The 15,749-nt window shown below is 67.1% G+C and carries 16 protein-coding genes; 12 read left to right on the top strand and 4 right to left on the bottom strand.

The window, feature by feature from the left end:
* Together AC1DKV_RS17385 and AC1DKV_RS17380 are read right to left on the bottom strand one after the other, a co-directional pair.
* The coding region (locus tag AC1DKV_RS17385; RefSeq protein ID WP_477137705.1) for a PAS domain-containing protein at positions 1-583 on the bottom strand (583 nt) is incomplete at its 3' end.
* A gap of 556 nt (positions 584-1,139) precedes the next feature.
* The gene (locus AC1DKV_RS17380) at positions 1,140-1,667 is read right to left on the bottom strand and encodes a hypothetical protein (protein WP_441619186.1); all 528 of its coding nucleotides are present in this window, start codon (positions 1,665-1,667) and stop codon (positions 1,140-1,142) included.
* Positions 1,668-2,274: 607 nt separating this feature from the next.
* Here AC1DKV_RS17380 and AC1DKV_RS17375 point away from each other — a divergent pair.
* From AC1DKV_RS17375 to AC1DKV_RS17360, 4 genes are all read left to right on the top strand, one after another.
* A complete protein-coding gene (locus AC1DKV_RS17375; RefSeq protein WP_477137704.1) occupies positions 2,275-4,041 on the top strand; it encodes an FAD-dependent oxidoreductase in 1,767 nt (588 codons plus the stop codon).
* Positions 4,042-4,223: 182 nt separating this feature from the next.
* Complete coding sequence (locus AC1DKV_RS17370; protein WP_441619182.1) at positions 4,224-4,511, top strand: hypothetical protein; 288 nt, start codon at positions 4,224-4,226, stop codon at positions 4,509-4,511.
* Between the two features lie 167 nt (positions 4,512-4,678).
* Positions 4,679-5,362, top strand: a complete 684-nt coding sequence (locus tag AC1DKV_RS17365; protein ID WP_477137714.1) for an alpha/beta hydrolase — start codon at positions 4,679-4,681, stop codon at positions 5,360-5,362.
* A gap of 125 nt (positions 5,363-5,487) precedes the next feature.
* Positions 5,488-5,871, top strand: a complete 384-nt coding sequence (locus AC1DKV_RS17360) for a hypothetical protein (RefSeq protein WP_477137703.1) — start codon at positions 5,488-5,490, stop codon at positions 5,869-5,871.
* Between the two features lie 9 nt (positions 5,872-5,880).
* On the opposite strand, the gene mdtD is transcribed toward AC1DKV_RS17360, so the two are convergent.
* Positions 5,881-7,284, bottom strand: coding sequence for a multidrug transporter subunit MdtD (mdtD, locus tag AC1DKV_RS17355; RefSeq protein ID WP_477137702.1), 1,404 nt, complete (start codon positions 7,282-7,284; stop codon positions 5,881-5,883).
* Positions 7,285-7,465: 181 nt separating this feature from the next.
* On the opposite strand from mdtD, the gene AC1DKV_RS17350 reads away from it, so the two are divergent.
* Positions 7,466-8,326, top strand: coding sequence for a LysR family transcriptional regulator (locus AC1DKV_RS17350; protein WP_477137701.1), 861 nt, complete (start codon positions 7,466-7,468; stop codon positions 8,324-8,326).
* Between the two features lie 63 nt (positions 8,327-8,389).
* Here the strand turns inward: AC1DKV_RS17350 and AC1DKV_RS17345 are convergent, their stop codons facing one another.
* Positions 8,390-8,911 carry a copper resistance protein CopQ gene (locus AC1DKV_RS17345; RefSeq protein ID WP_477137700.1) on the bottom strand — a complete coding sequence of 174 codons (522 nt, stop codon included), beginning with the start codon at positions 8,909-8,911 and terminating at the stop codon, positions 8,390-8,392.
* A gap of 344 nt (positions 8,912-9,255) precedes the next feature.
* Here AC1DKV_RS17345 and AC1DKV_RS17340 point away from each other — a divergent pair, with 344 nt between their 5' ends.
* The 7 genes from AC1DKV_RS17340 (at position 9,256) to AC1DKV_RS17310 (ending at position 15,749) form a co-directional block, all read left to right on the top strand.
* Positions 9,256-9,987: a Crp/Fnr family transcriptional regulator gene (locus AC1DKV_RS17340; RefSeq protein WP_441619173.1), complete on the top strand. Its 732-nt coding sequence runs from the start codon at positions 9,256-9,258 to the stop codon at positions 9,985-9,987.
* Between the two features lie 319 nt (positions 9,988-10,306).
* Positions 10,307-11,026, top strand: coding sequence for a helix-turn-helix transcriptional regulator (locus AC1DKV_RS17335; RefSeq protein WP_477137699.1), 720 nt, complete (start codon positions 10,307-10,309; stop codon positions 11,024-11,026).
* Positions 11,027-11,551: 525 nt separating this feature from the next.
* A complete protein-coding gene (locus AC1DKV_RS17330; protein WP_477137698.1) occupies positions 11,552-12,238 on the top strand; it encodes a hydrolase in 687 nt (228 codons plus the stop codon).
* A gap of 136 nt (positions 12,239-12,374) precedes the next feature.
* A complete protein-coding gene (locus tag AC1DKV_RS17325; RefSeq protein ID WP_477137697.1) occupies positions 12,375-14,240 on the top strand; it encodes an amidohydrolase in 1,866 nt (621 codons plus the stop codon).
* Positions 14,241-14,298: 58 nt separating this feature from the next.
* Positions 14,299-14,727, top strand: coding sequence for a DoxX family protein (locus AC1DKV_RS17320; RefSeq protein WP_477137713.1), 429 nt, complete (start codon positions 14,299-14,301; stop codon positions 14,725-14,727).
* Positions 14,728-14,764: 37 nt separating this feature from the next.
* On the top strand, positions 14,765-15,037 hold the full coding sequence (locus AC1DKV_RS17315; protein ID WP_477137712.1) for a XapX domain-containing protein: 273 nt from the start codon (positions 14,765-14,767) through the stop codon (positions 15,035-15,037).
* Between the two features lies 1 nt (position 15,038).
* Complete coding sequence (locus AC1DKV_RS17310) at positions 15,039-15,749, top strand: YoaK family protein (protein ID WP_441619162.1); 711 nt, start codon at positions 15,039-15,041, stop codon at positions 15,747-15,749.

Genomic DNA, 15,749 nt, shown 5'->3' with positions numbered 1-15,749 from the left:
CCATGGCGCGGCAGACTTCGAGAAAATCCGTGCCCGGCTCCAGCCCCTTGGCGGCAGCGCCGAAGATCTCCTCCATGCGCCCGTTGGCCAGGACCAGCCTGCCGTCCGGATCGAACATGCAAAGGCCTTGCGACATGTTCTCGAGCGCCAGGTCCAGCTTGCGCGCGACCGCGGCGGTGCGCTCGGCATCGGCMTTCTGCTGCGTGATGTCGCGCGTGATCTTGGCGTAGCCGAGCAGCCTGCCGGTGCGGTCGTGGATGGGGGTGACCAGCACGTGCGCCCAGAAACGGGTACCGTCCTTGCGCACGCGCCAGCCGCCGGCGGCCTCGAAGCGGCCCAGCTCGCGCGCCTGCCGCAGCGCCTGCTCGGGGTGCCCGGCGGCACGGTCTTCGGGCGTGTAGAAACACGAGAAATGCTTGCCCAGGATCTCGTCGCGCGTATATCCCTTGGCCCGCTGCGCACCCGCATTCCAGCTGCTCACGCTTCCCGACGGATMGAGCGCGTAGATCGCGTAGTCGGTCACGCCCAGGATCAGCAAGCGAAAGAGTTCGGTCTCGGCTGGCGGACCTTGGATATGCGGCATGGATGGTGTCGGCCTTGTTTTATATGCCGCCCGGCCACGCGCTCATCCCTGTCGGGAGAGCCCCTTGCGCGCGCAGGCGTGCAGACGCGCCAGCGCTACTTTGCGCTGKAACGTCTACCGCTATAACGGCAACGGGGCGCTGAAATTTACCCTTGGCCGGGCCACGCCTTTTCGGATAACGAGGAAGACCCTCGGAGGCTAGGAGGCGGCCGGATACGCAATGGATGCGCAATCGGTTCGCGGCGCGAAAAACAAGCCGCAAAAAAATTCGGCGTGCCGGTAGGGGCACGCCGTCGGGCTGCAACGCGCCAGCGCTGCGATGGTACGACTACAACTGTCGTCAATTCTGTCAGGCGGGGAGCGTCTGTGCCGCCAGGGTGGCCATCGAGCCACTGGCAACGCAGACCAGGACCCAGCCTGCCAGCAGACGGAAACTCTGCCAACGGCTCATGATGCGCTCCTGGTATCCGCGCGCCGCCAATGCGGCGCGACGGGGTGAATCGATGATGATGGCAAGCCACGCCGGGCACGCTTGCGGGGCTCGCCATCAACTGCCTCAGGCGAGGGCGCCGTCGGTGTAGGGATCGGCACGGCCGCTGCGGGCGCCGTCGTAGAACGGATTGCGCTTGTCATTGCCGCGCGCGCCGTCCGTGTACGGGTCGAAGCTGCGGGCCGGGGCGGACGAAACGCCGCTGTGATCCAGGCCGGCTACCGTGCGATAGCCATCGGTGTACGGGTCGGTCTTGCCGACGCGGGCGCCATCCGTGTACGGGTCAACGCTGCGGGCCGGGGTCGACGAGACGCCGCTGCGGTCCAGGCCGGCGATGCGGGCACCATCGGTGAAGACGTCGAACTTGCCGATGCGGGCACCGTCGGTGAACGGATCAGCCTTGCCGGCACGCGCGCCTTCGCTGAAGGAATCGAACTTGCCGGTACGGGCGCCGTCGGTGTAGGCATCCCGCGCGCGGTAGTTGTAACCGTACTTGTCGGCGGGGACGGTACCGGCTTGCGCGGCGCCCGCGGCGAAAGCTGCGGCCAGGGTGGCGGCGGTGAGCAGGGACTTGGCAAGAAGCTTGGCGTTCATGATGTTCTCCAATCGAAGCGTGGGTCCGGGGGTCTGCACTGGCCGCGGGGACCTGGATTTGTTAAGGATGTCCTCTTTTTTGCTTTACCTACCACTAGGTAGAGAAACGGGGCAAAAAAAATGACTTCCGTCTTTGTTGCTGTTTGCTGCACTGGAACCGGTGCGGTGTGGGCTTTGCTTTCCTGCCCTTGCCGCATCKCTGCATCCATGGACCCAATAATATCTACCTGTAGATAGATAGTCAAGGGTTTTTACCTATCGTTCTACAAGATTCTTATAAGGTAGTGCAAGCACCACCCCGCAAGCCCGACCCGGATACGCCACGCAGCCCGGAGCCGGCCCGCGTGACACCGTTGCCCGGTCAGCGTAGCAACGGCGCGGCCACGGCCAGCGGCTTGCAGCAGGCTTGGCTGGCACAAGCTGCATCGCCGCGCGGCGCCCGGCAGGTGCGCGCCGACAGACATCGAAAGGACGGGGATTGCCGCAGCGCGGGATCGCGTGCAAACTCCCCGAGGCCGCGCGGCGGTGCCACCCGCGCGYGTAGTAGCTGCAGCACTCGCATCCATCCGCACCTGCCTTTCGGCGCGGTGCACTCGGGGAGCCAAAGATGAGCGCAGAGAATGCCGGCGGCAATATCGCCGCGAGCGGGCCGCAGCTGATGTCCCCGTCTGATCCTCCCGCCGAAGCGGAAACCGCGCCCGCGGCGTTCTCTCCGCTGGAAACGCGCCGCCACCAGATGTATCCGCAACTGGCCGCAGCCGAGATCGCGCGGCTCCATCGTTTMGGCACGGTGCGGAAATGGCGTGCCGGCGAATTCCTGTTCCGCCAGGGCGACGCGGGCCACGGCATGCTGGTGCTGCTGTGCGGGTGCGTGCGCGTGTCCCAGCGCGACGCGCTGGAGCGCACCTCCCTGATCGGCGAACACGGTGCCGGCCATTTCCTCGCGGAGGTCGGGCAGCTGGCCGGCGAACCCGCGCTGGTCGACGCCGAGGCGATCGATGATGTCGAAGCCATCGCGATTCCTCCCGAGCGGCTGCGTGCCCTGCTGGTGGCCGAGGCCGAGCTGGGCGAGCGCATCATGCGTGCGCTGATCCTGCGGCGCGTGGGCCTGATCGAACGCGGCAAGGGCCTGACCCTGCTGGGCCGCGGCAGCGAGCCGAAGGTCCTGCACCTGCAAGCCTTCCTGCGCCGCAACGGCTATCCACATACGGTGGTCGACGCCGATACCGATCCCGATGCCAGCGCCCTGCTCGAATTCAGCGCCGCCGTGCCCGGCGACTTTCCGCTGGTGATCTGTCCGGGCGGCCGGGTGCTGCGCGCTCCGGATACCGGCCAGCTTGCMAGCTGCCTCGGACTGCTGCCCGAATTCGATCCAGACCATATCTACGACGTGATCGTCGTCGGCGCCGGCCCAGCCGGGCTGGCGACCGCGGTGTATGCCGCATCGGAAGGGCTGTCCGTGGCGGTGTTCGACGCCCTCTTCCCGGGCGGCCAGGCCGGCGCCAGTTCGCGCATCGAGAACTATCTCGGCTTTCCCACCGGCATTTCCGGACAGGCGCTGGCCGGACGCGCGTTCGTGCAGGCGCAGAAATTMGGTGCGCACGTTGCGATCCCGCTACAGGTAGCGGCGCTGCATTGCGGAGAACATCCGCAGCGCATCGAACTGTGCGACGGACGCAAGATCCCGACGCGCACGGTGGTCATCGCCAGCGGCGCGGCCTATCGCCACCCGCCCATCGCATCGCTCGAACGCTTCGAAGGCCGCGKCGTCTACTATTGGGCCTCGCMGGTGGAAGCACGCCTGTGCAGTGGCGAAGAGGTGATGCTGGTCGGTGGCGGCAATTCCGCCGGGCAGGCAGCGGTCTTCCTCGCCGCGCATGCAAAGTGGGTGCATATCCTGATCCGCGGGCAAGGCCTGGAGGCCAGCATGTCGCGCTACCTGATCGAGCGCATCGCGGCCCAGCCCAATATCGAGCTGCATACGGGCACCGAGATTACGGCCCTGGCCGGAGAGGAGCACCTGGCCAGCGTCAGCTACCGCAAGCGCGATTCGGACCGCATCACCGAAGTGCCGATCCGCAACCTGTTCCTGTTCACCGGCGCCGATCCGAACACGGCATGGCTGCGCACGTGCAATGTGCGCGTGGACGGGAAGGGATTCGTCCTGACCGGCACCGACACGCCGCATGAAGGGATGGGCCCTGCCTCGGCGCTGGAGACCAGCGTGCCGGGAGTGTTCGCGATCGGTGATGTACGCTCTAACTCCACCAAGCGCGTGGCCGCCGCGGTGGGCGAAGGCGCGGCCGTGGTGGCGCAGATCCACGCCTACCTTGCAAAGCTGGAGCAGCCKGAGCCGGGCACGCTGGCGATGTAGGCCGCAGCGGCCGGGGCCGCGCCGGTGAGCCCATCGCCGGCCAACAAATCTACCCCAGCCGCAAGTCGTCCGCAATCGACCGTGTGGACGGCATGCGACAAAACCTAAAGTGCGCATTTCTTGACTATATTGGAAGCAATGGCAGGCGCTTCAATTCGAGGCCGTTTTTTGGGAGGTATGCCATGCGTTCACTTGCAGATATGTTTAGTCCGCCCACCCCGGAGAAAATCGCAGCAAGGGAATTGCAGCAAATGCGGCTAACGTTGTTCCAGGCCGAGCGTCGACTGCTGGAAGCGCAGATGCAGGTCGACTACTACCGCGACCTCGTCGCGTTCCTCGAAGATGTGTCCGCCACCGGCGTCGAAAACGTGGTGGACAAGCGGCGTGCTCCCCCCAGCGCGGAGCACGCGCAAGGCCCGCGCAGCGCGCCGGGTCTCGTCACCATACCCGCGGTGCCCTCCGCCGCCTGACACGCAAGGCGCGCCGTGTCTTGCCGTGGTACAGGCGCGCGCCGTCCGGCGCGCGGCTGTGTCGCGTGCCGCCATGAGATACTGTCCGCCTCGCGCGGCAAGCCCGCGCCATCGCCGGCGCGCGCGCATGCCGGCACGGCCCCGACAGGAATCCCCCCATGAGCGACATGAGCGAACTGCTGCCCTGCATTGAAATCGAAAGCGCCCCGGCGCCAACGTGGTCCGTGATCTGGATGCACGGCCTGGGTGCCGACGGCAACGATTTCGTGCCGGTAGTGCCGGAACTTGGCCTCGCGGCCGCCCCTGCCGTGCGCTTCGTCTTTCCCAACGCGCCGGCCATTCCCGTCACCTGCAACGGCGGCTATGTCATGCCCGCGTGGTACGACATCGCCTCGCTCGACGACGCGCGCAGCCACTGCGACGAGGCCGGCATCMGCGTCTCGCGCACGGCCATCCGCGCGCTGATCGCGCGCGAGAACCAGCGCGGCGTGCCCAGCCATCGCGTGGTGCTGGCGGGCTTCTCGCAAGGCGGCGCCATCGCCTACACCACGGGGCTCACGCATCCCGAGCCGCTGGGCGGCATCATCGCGCTGTCCACCTATATCCCCTCGCCGGCACTGCTGGCCGCGGAACTGAGCGAGGCCAACCGCGCCGCGCCGGTGTTCGCCGCGCATGGCAGCGAGGACGACGTGGTACCCGTGCAGCTCGGCATGCTGGCGCGCGACACGGCGCAGCAACTCGGCTGCCAGGTGGAATGGCACACCTACCGCATGCCGCATTCGGTCTGCATGGAAGAAATCGTGGCGATCGGCGCCTGGCTCAAGGCACGTTTCGCTGCCGCATCCGCCTGACCCATCCGCCTGGCGCATCCGCCTGGCGCATCGGCCCGGTGCGCCGGTCTTGCGCCCGGCCCCGAAGTCCGGGGGCGAACCCACAACGTGGTAGTCTCGCGCCCATTGCATTTTTTGCCTGCCCGATGAAAACCACGCCGCCCGGCGCCGCGCCGCTCCCCAGGATCGACTTCGATACGCGCAAGGCGCTGCTGTTCGCCCTCGCCGCCGAACGCTTGTCGGCCTTCTACGAACACCGCCAGTGGATGACCGATGCCCAGGGCGCGACCCTGGCCGGGCTGTGGCTGTCGCGCTCCAAGCTGCAGCTCGCGCTGGCCGAGCGCCGCCTGCTGTCCCAGCTGAGCGACGAATTCGCGCGCCAGCTTGCCGCCACGCTGTCGCGCGAGGCCGGCCTGTACGCAGCGCACGAGATGATGGAAGCGCTCGATCCCAACTACCAGTCCGCCTTCGCCCACGACATGCTCGACGAATGCGCACGCCTGCTCCACGACAACGGCGTCACCKACTGAGCCGCCGGCTCAGCGGCTGGCCACGCCGGCCGTCCGGCGGCCCTTGTCGAACTGCTCCACGTCGAGCCTGCGGAATACCAGCGCGGACATCAGCGTGATCATGCCAACGCTGAAGAACGCCAGCCGGTAGGCCGTGCCGGACATGCCCAGCTGCGCGGAGAACAGGCTCACGAGACCGCCGCCGATGGTCACGCCAAGGCCGATGGCCAGCATCTGCACCATCGAGAACAGACTGTTGCCGCTGCCCGCGTCTTCCACGCTCAAGCCCTTGAGCGTGACGCTGTTCATGGCGGCGAACTGCATGGAGTTGGTGGCKCCGAACAGGGCCAGCTGCGCGATCGAAAAGACCAGCGGCCAGCCTGGCGAGATCGCTGCGAACGAGGCAATCGAGCCGCCCACCAGGATGGTGTTGATGAGCAGGAAGTTGTCGTAACCGTAGCGCTTGACCAGCGGGACGATCGCGCGCTTGGCCACCACGCCGGCCAGCGCGGCCGGCAACAGCATCATGCCCGAATGCAGCGGCGAGTAGCCGAGCTGCAGTTGCAGCAGCAGCGGCATCAGGAACGGCACCGCCCCCGAGCCGATGCGGCATACCAGGTTGCCCGCCAGGCCCACGCTGAAATTGGGCTCGCGGAACAGCGCGARCCGKAACAGCGGATCGCGCCTGCGCCGGGCATATGGGATATAGAGCAGCGCCGACAGCAGGCTGAGCGCGAACAGGCTGCCGCTCCAGGCGGCGTGGCTGGCTTCGTGCGGCGCGTCCAGCGCCAGCGAGAACGCCACCATGCACAACGACAGCAAGCCGCAGCCGATGAAGTCGAACGCGGGCGGGCGCTCAAGCGCGTTGTCGGGCAGATAGCGCAGCACGGCCAGCAGGCCGATCGCGCCCACCGGTACGTTGATCAGGAAGATCCAGTGCCATGCCACGGTCTGCACGATCCAGCCGCCCAGCACCGGGCCGAAGATCGGCCCCACCTGCCCCGCGACCGAGACGAAGGCCAGCGCCGCGATGTACTGCTCGCCGGACACGCTGCGCAATACCKCCAGGCGTCCGATCGGCAGCAGCATCGAGCCGCCGATGCCCTGGACCACGCGGGCGATCACCAGCTGGTCCAGGCTTTGCGCGCCGGCACAGAACAGCGAGCCCAGCACGAAGATCAGGATCGCCGCGAAATACACGCGGCGCGTGCCGAAGCGGTCCGCCAGCCAGCCCGAGGCCGGCGTCAGCATGGCCATGGTCAGCGTGTAGGCCACCACCACCGGCCTCATGTCGAGGGGCGATTCGTTGAGGCTGCGCGCCATCGCGGGCAGCGCGGTGTTGACGATGGTGGTATCGAGCGTCTGCATGAAAAAGCCCGCGGCGACGATCCACAGCATGGCCGTATGCKATTTCTGCGAGGATTGATTGTTCATTCTGGTACATCTCACGGCAAGAACCGGCCTGGGCCGGCGTGGCATCCGGACGGATCACCCGGCAGGGACCCGTGCAAAGCGGCGGTGCCACGAATGCTGTCGATGTTAATGACTATGGTGCCAATCGGGAACCCCGCTGGACATATTGACTGTGATCGGAGAATCCGATGACAATGCGCGCATGCTCAATCCTGTCTGGGTCAAGACCTTCGCCACCGTGGCGGCCGCGCACAGCTTCACCGACGCGGGGCGCCAGCTCGGCCTGTCGCWGTCCAGCGTCAGCGACCATATCCGACGCCTGGAGCAGCACGTGGGGCGCCGGCTCTTTGTGCGCGACACCCATACMCTGACCATGACCGCCGACGGCGAGGCGCTGCTCGCACACGCCCGGCTGATCCTGGAGGCCATCGCACGCGCCGAATCCCAGTTCAACGCGCCGCGCCTGCAGGGGCGCGTGCGGCTGGGCACTTCSGACGACCTGGTGCTCGGCCCCATGCCCAATGTGCTGGCTGCGTTTCGCAATTCGCATCCGGACGTGGAACTCGAAATCACCATCGGCATGACCGGCAAGCTCTACGAGCTGATGGATGCCGGGGCGCTGGACCTGATGATCGGCAAGCGCCGCGAAGGCGACCGCCGCGGCACCCCGCTGTTCCGCGGCAAGCTGGAGTGGCTGGCGCGACCGGGCACGGTGGCCGACCTGAGACAGCCCCTGCCGCTGATCCTCGTGCCCGAGCCCAGTGTCACCCGCGCCATCGTGCTCGACACGCTGGCCAAGGCGGGCATGCGCTGGCAGATCGTCTGCACCAGCAGCAGTCACTCGGGGTGCATCGCCGCGGCGCGCGGCGGCCTCGGCATCACCGTCCGCGCGCAATACCTCTCCGGCCGCGGCCTGGTACCGCTGGTCAACAGCGAGGCCCTGCCCGCGCTGCCGGAGGTGGAGTTCATCTCGCTGCGCGCTGGGCGCCTGAGCCGCCCTGCCGAGACGCTGCTGCAACTGCTGCAAAAGAGCGATCTGCGCGGTTCCTGGCTGGACGAATAAGCGCCGCGCGCGCGCATTCACCGTGGCTGCTGTATCCGCTGTATCCGCTGTATCCCCCCTGCCTCAGGCGCGGGMGCCGTCCAGGTACGGGTCGAGCGCGCGGGCCGGCGGCGCCGACACGCCACGCGTGTCCATCCCGGCCAGCCTCTGCACGCGCTMGGAGAAAGGATCCGCACCGCGCGTGCGGGCGCCGTCGGCAAAGGCATCGATAGCGCGGCCCGGCTCGGCGGAAACCCCGCTGCGGTCCAGGCCGGCGATACGGGCGCCATCGGTATAGGGATCGGCCATGCGCGCGCCATCGCTGAACGGGTCGATGCGGCGCGCCGGATCGGCGGACGGACCGCTGCGGTCCAGGCCGGCGATGCGGGCGCCATCGGTGAACGCATCGAGCCTGCCACTACGCGCGCCATCGCTGAACATGTCGCGCGCGCCGGCCTGGCGCTGCGCCTGAACCTGGGGCGTGCCGGCGGCCCCGGACCCCCCKGAGACACCCGGGTTTCCGGCTGCCTGGGCGCTGCCCGCGGCGAATGCGGCGGCGGCAAGTACGGCAGCGGCGAAGAGCGACTTGGTGAGATTCGGGTGCATGGCTGTCTCCAACTTGGGGGGAATGAGCCCATTCGTCGCCCGTCATTGGCCGACCTTACAGCTTTTTTTCGTCGTCCCGCCTGCGCGAAGGCATGCCAGCCGACGCACCGCTTTGGCGCACGCCGTGCGCCTGATCCGCCCCCCGCCGAAAGGATGAATCCGGTCGAAGACATGAACCCGCCCTATCCGCCCGAATCCCGGGGCGATCTCAAACCTCCGGCCACTGTCGGGAAGCGCACTTTCCGTCCTTAATACATCAAGGGATCGAGCCCTGCCTGCATCGCGCACAGAACCGGGATAGCCGGACACACGGCACGCAGACCATTCGCCTTGGGGAGAAATGCATGACCGAAACGGAAATCGATAGAGAACTGGACCTGGCCGGCAATCATTTGCTGGCGGCGCTGCCTGCGCCCGAGCGGCGGCTGCTGGTGCCGCGCCTCGACAGGGTAAGACTGAGCGAAGGGCAGTTGCTCAGCGATTCCGGACAGCGCATCCTGCACCTGTATTTTCCGTGCACGGCCGTCATCTCGATGATGTCGCTGCAGGAAAGCGGCGCCAGCGTGGAACTGGCCTCGGTTGGCCGCGAAGGCCTGGTCGGCCTGCCGGCCCTCACCGGCGCCGAAACCATGCCCAACCGCATCGAGGTACGCCGCGGCGGCGGTGCGCTGCGCATAGGCGCGGCCGACCTGCGCGAGATCTACCCGCAACTGCCGGCACTGCAGGGCAAGGCGCTGCTGTATATGCAGGTGCTGCTGACGCAGGTAGCGCAAACCGCCGTCTGCATCCGGCATCACTCGCTGACCACGCAATTGTGCCGCTGGCTCCTGCTGGCCCTGGACCGCTCGCCCTGCAACGCGCTCAACTTTACCCAGCAGACCATCGCGGACATGCTCGGCGTGCGCCGCGAAGGTGTGACCGAAGCCGTGGGACGACTCGAGGCGCTACGCATGATCCGTCACAGCCGCGGCCAGATCACGGTGATCGACCGTGCCGGCCTGGAGGGTTTCTCCGGCGAGTCCTACCGCATCGTGCGCAACGAGTTCGACCGGCTGCTCAGTCCCGTGGCCGGCTAGCGCGGGAATCCGGCGCGTGCCGGCGGCGGCACGGCGCCAGGCAATCCTCCGCACCCCATTGCGCTTGCCGCACTGCAATAGCACACTGGCGTCTTCCGGGCCTCGTCACCGTCGCCCGCCCGAGTTCGCTCGCCGAAGACATTCCAGACATATGACGCAAAGCGCAGCACGGCCAGCCTCACCGCCGCCATCGTCTGCGGTGCCGGTCATCGACCGGCTCGGCACGGCGCATGCGAGCATCATGCGCATGCGCTGCGACCTGCCCGGCGGCCTGCCGCCGGCTCCCGCCATTGCGTCTCAGGATGCGTTTTCCGCCATCGTGCAACTGCRCCCGTTCGCMGCGCATACGCTGTGGCGCGACGGCAGGCAGGTATTTGCCGGCGGCCATGCCGCTGGCGCGCTGGCCATCACGGATCTGCGGCAAGGCTGGCGATGCCACCATCGCGCGTCTTTCGACAATGTGAGGATCCAGTTCAGCTGCGACGAACTGCAGGCCTTTGCACGCGAACACGGCGCGCGCGCATCGCTGTCCCTGCGCAACCCCGCGGGCGAGCACGATGCCGTGATCGAGTCGCTCGCGCGCGCGTTCCTGCCATCGCTGGAGGCGCCAGGACAGGCCTCGCAGCTCTTCCTGGATCAGTTGACGGGTGCCGTGCTTGCGCATCTGATCGCCCACTACGGCAGCGCCTCGGTGCATCTGCTGAAGACAGCGGCGCTGTCGCGCCGCCAGGAAGCGCTGGCCAAGGAATATCTGGTCGCCCACATGGGCGAAGACGTATCGATCGAGATGGTGGCCGCGCATTGCAATCTGTCGCGCAGTTATTTCATCAAGGCATTCAAGCAGAATACGGGAATTACGCCCTATCGCTGGCTATTGGAATATCGCATCGATCAAGCCAAGATACTGCTGCGCMAGGGAATATCCATCGCGGAAATCGCGGTGCGCTATGGATTTTCCGATCAAAGCCATTTCACGCGGGTATTCAGCGGGGTTGTCGGTGTTCCCCCGGCAAAATGGCGCAACCGGAACGACTTATAGTTCATTCATGATCATTCGCGGCACCCGCAAGGCCGCAATCGGATTGCACGGRCTGCCGGCACGAGCGCCGGCGGCGATGGCGCTCGGCATCCGCAGAGCGAAGGCCAGCGGCCGTTTGCCGTCCTGGCGCGGCGGCGCAGTGCTTGATTCATCAACATGGAGCGGGCGTACTTTTCGCTAATTTTCCGTCCTATCCTACAAGACGAGACCGGCGCAATCCGATAATATCGGTCTCGTTATTTCCTTGCCCTTGCATACATGGCAATTCCTCGCAATGGCTTCGGCAGGGCATCGAATATTTTCACCTTCCTTTTTTCTTTTTTGAAAATTCGCGCGACTTGCACTAGATTCGTTGAKGCATCGTTGCCGCCAGATTCGCCACGCCGCCCTGTGGAGAATGAAATGCTTGCCGTCATGTCAAGCATATTTATGCCGCACGCCGATATCGCCCCCGTGATTKACCTCGATGTCGTCGTCCGTGCCTGCCAGAACCCGCCCAGCCATGCAGCCTAACCGGAAATCGCCATGACCAATCCGAAGCTTGAAGTCCTGACCCCGCAGAACAGCCAGCTGATCATCATCGACCATCAGCMCCAGATGGCCTTCGGCGTGCAGTCCATGGACCGCCAGGCCTTGAAGAACAACGTGGTCGGCCTCGCCAAGGCCGCCAAGATCTTCAATATCCCCACCACCATCACCACGGTCGAGTCGGCATCGTTCTCCGGCTATACCTATCCGGAACTGCTCGATGTCTTCCCCGGGCAGAAGCTGCTCGAGCGCACCTCGATGAACTCCTGGGACGACCAGAAGGTGCGCGATGCGCTCAAGGCCAACGCACGCAAGAAGGTGGTCGTGGCCGGCCTCTGGACGGAAGTCTGCAACAACACCTTTGCCCTGTGCGCGATGGCCGAKGGCGACTATGAAATCTACATGGTGGCCGATGCCTCGGGCGGGACTTCCAAGGAAGCGCACGACTACGCCATGCAGCGCATGATCCAGGCCGGCGTGGTACCCATGACATGGCAGCAGGTGCTGCTCGAATGGCAGCGCGACTGGGCGCGCCGCGACACCTATGACGCTGTCATGGCACTGGTGAAGGAACACTCGGGCGCCTACGGCATGGGCGTCGACTACGCCTACACGATGGTCCACAAGGCAGCGCAACGCGCGGCCGGCAAGCACGAAGTACTGGCCCCCGTGCCCGCGAAGTAGAAGCCAGCGTGAGAGCGCCCGCGCGGCCACAACGGCCAGCGGGCCTCGCCGCACCCGCGCCAGGTTGCCTTTGCACMGCCGTCGTTGCGCCGTCGTTGCGCTGCCACKCGCGGCGCCATCCCGCAGGAGTTTTGCCATGAACGCACCGGCCACCCCGGAACTGATCCTCATCAACGGCAAGTTCGCCACGCTCGACCGCGCCAACCCGCAGGCCGAAGCCGTCGCCATCCGCGACGGCAGGTTCGCCGCGGTCGGCAGCAAGCAGGAGATCATGCAGCTGGCCGGGCCCGCCACGCAGGTGGTCGACCTGCAGGGCCGCCGCGCCATCCCCGGGCTGATCGACAGCCACATGCACATCATCCGCGGCGGCCTGAACTACAACATGGAGCTGCGCTGGGACGGCGTGCGCTCGCTGGCCGACGCCATGCGCATGCTCAAGGAGCAGGTCGCGCGCACGCCCGCGCCGCAATGGGTGCGCGTGGTGGGCGGCTTCACCGAGCACCAGTTCGCCGAGAAGCGCCTGCCCACCATCGAAGAACTCAACGCGGCCGCGCCGGACACGCCGGTCTTCATCCTGCACCTGTACGACCGCGCCATCCTCAACGGCGCCGCGCTGCGCACCGTGGGCTACACCAGGGACACCCCCAACCCGCCGGGCGGCGAGATCGTCCACGACAGCGCCGGCAACCCGACCGGACTGCTGCTGGCCAAGCCCAACGCGACGATCCTCTACGCCACGCTGGCCAAGGGCCCGAAGCTGCCGCCCGAGTACCAGAAAAACTCCACGCGCCACTTCATGCGCGAGGTCAACCGGCTTGGCGTGACCGGCGTGATCGATGCCGGTGGCGGCTACCAGAACTACCCCGAGGACTACAGCATCATCGAGGAACTGCACAAGGACGGGCAGCTGACGGTGCGCCTGGCCTACAACCTGTTCACGCAGAAGCCCAAGGAAGAACTGAGCGATTTCAGCACCTGGTCCAGGCAGGTCAGGCCGGGCCAGGGCGACGACCTGTACCGCCACAACGGCGCCGGCGAGATGCTGGTCTACACGGCGGCCGATTTCGAGGACTTCCGCGTCGAGCGGCCCGACATGCCGCCCTCGATGGAAGCTGATCTCGAACCGGTGATCCGCCTGCTGGCCGAGAACCGCTGGCCGTGGCGCTTGCATGCCACCTATGACGAAACCATCTCGCGCGCGCTCGACGTCTACGAAAAGGTCGCCCGGGACGTGCCCTTCGATGGCMTGCACTGGTTCTTCGATCATGCCGAGACCATCACCGACCGCAATATCGACCGCATCGCCGCGCTCGGCGGCGGCATTGCCGTGCAGCACCGCATGGCCTACCAGGGCGAGTATTTCGTGGAGCGCTATGGCGCGCGCGCGGCCGAAGCCACGCCGCCGATCAAGCGCATGCTCGAGCGCGGCGTCAAGGTGGGCGCCGGCACCGACGCCACGCGCGTGGCCTCGTACAACCCGTGGGTCTCCCTGTACTGGCTGACCACCGGCAAGACCGTGGGCGGCATGTCCCTGTACCCGCAGGCCAACCTGCTCGACCGCGACACCGCGCTGCGGCTGTGGACCGAGGCCAACACCTGGTTTTCGTCCGAGCAAGGCAAGAAGGGCGAGATCAAGGCGGGCCAGCTTGCCGACCTGGCGGTCCTGTCCGCGGACTACTTCGCCGTGCCCGGCGACGAGATCCAGGACATTACCTCGGTGCTGACGCTGCTCGGCGGCAAGGTGGTGTACGGCGACGGCGACTTCGGCAAGCTCGCGCCGGCGCTGCCGCCCGCGATGCCGGACTGGTCGCCGGCGCGCCACGGCAGCCGCTACCAGCCCCGCCCGGCGGCACGMCAGCAGGCGCTGAACACCGCCTGCGCCTGCGCCAGCACCTGTGGCGTGCACGGCCACGCGCACGCCAGGGCCTGGACTTCCGGCGTGCCAGCCACGGACGAAAGCGCGTTCTGGGGCGCGCTGGGTTGCTCGTGCTGGGCATTCTGATGCAGGGACCTGACGTGTTGCCGGATCGCGGAGGCCAGCCATGACCAAGACCACCTCCATGCCCGGGCAGCGCCCCGCCGGCGCGCGCGCGCGACTTGCCCCGCCCTGGGTACRCTGGCTCGCGCTGCTGGCGCTGTGCGCGGCCTACCTGCAGGGCGGCCTGGTCAAGCTGGCCGACTTCGCCGGCGCCATCGCCGAGATGCAGCACTTCGGCCTGGCGCCGGCGGCACCGCTGGCCGCCGCCACCATCGCGCTGGAGCTGGGCGCGTCGGTGCTGATCCTCAGCGGCCGTTTGCGCTGGCTCGGTGCCCTCGCACTGGCCGGCTTCACGCTGATGGCGAGCTTCCTCGCGAACCGCTTCTGGGATGCGCCGCCCAGCGAGCAGTTGATGATKGCCAACGCCTTCTTCGAGCATATCGGCCTGGCCGGCGGCTTCCTGCTGGTGGCCTKGGAAGACATCCGCCACGGCAGGCCCGTGCCGCGGTAAGGCCGCTGCTTTTCTTCCTACTACCCTGGAGCCATCGATKAAGCTCTATCTCGTCTCCCTCGCCGTCGGCATCCTCGTCGGCATCATCTACGCGCTGCTGCAGGTCCGCTMGCCCGCGCCGCCGGTGGTGGCCCTGATCGGCCTGCTCGGCATGCTGATCGGCGAACAGGTCGTGCCACCCATCAAGCGCATGATCGCCGGCGAGCCGGTCACGGTGGCATGGTTCAGTTCGGAGTGCGTGCCCAAKATCACGGGCACCCCGCCCAAGACGCTGGCCKAGAACCAGCCCGCGGCCGGGCAGGAGAAATAGGATGAGCGCCGGCGCAACACCCCGGTTCGGGGACCTCGCCGCAGGCACGCGTGGCTGCCTGCTTTCGTTCGTGGCGGGCTATGTCGACGTGGTGGGCTTTACCGCCCTGTTCGGGCTGTTCACCGCGCACGTGACCGGCAATTTCATCATGATCGGCGTGGAACTGACAGGCCATTCGAACGGGCTGATGACCAAGCTGCTCGCGCTGCCCACCTTCGTGGTCGCGGTCGGCGCCACGCGCTTGCTGGAACGCTGGCTGCAGGGCCGTCAGCAGCCGGTGGTCACCGTGCTGATTGCGCTCGAATGCGCCTTCCTGCTGCTGTTCATGGGCGCCGGGCTGGAGGCCCCCCACGCCGGCGCGGATGCGGCGCTGGGCACGGTGGCGGGGCTGCTTGCCGTGACCGCGATGGGCATACAGAACGCACTGTCGCGCACCGCGCTCGCCGACCTGGGCCCGACCACCATCATGACCGGCAACACCACGCAGATCGTGATCGACATGGTGGACCTGGCCGCGGCGACGCCAGAGCAGAAGAAAGCCATCCTGGCCCGCCTGCGCAAGATGGTCCCCGCCCTCGCCGGCTTTGCCGCCGGCGCCGTGCTGGGCGCGCTGGCCTTCACCGCCGTCAGCTTCTGGTGCGTGCTGCTGCCGGTGGCCTTGCTGGCAACGCTGTGCTGCCAGCCATGGCAGGCCAGGCTCGTGCGCGCCTAG

It is taken from the genome of Cupriavidus sp. 05T41, assembly GCF_056396525.1.
Note: the sequence above shows the minus strand (reverse complement) of the source record. Positions and strands in the feature narration are given on the sequence as shown.

What these genes read in the sequence shown, in the direction of transcription:
- AC1DKV_RS17380 (WP_441619186.1), bottom strand. Translation starts at nt 1,667, where the DNA reads ATGAACGCCAAGCTTCTTGCCAAGTCCCTGCTCACCGCCGCCACCCTG.
- AC1DKV_RS17340 (WP_441619173.1), top strand. Translation starts at nt 9,256, where the DNA reads ATGACCGAAACGGAAATCGATAGAGAACTGGACCTGGCCGGCAATCAT.
- AC1DKV_RS17310 (WP_441619162.1), top strand. Translation starts at nt 15,039, where the DNA reads ATGAGCGCCGGCGCAACACCCCGGTTCGGGGACCTCGCCGCAGGCACG.
- AC1DKV_RS17370 (WP_441619182.1), top strand. Translation starts at nt 4,224, where the DNA reads ATGCGTTCACTTGCAGATATGTTTAGTCCGCCCACCCCGGAGAAAATC.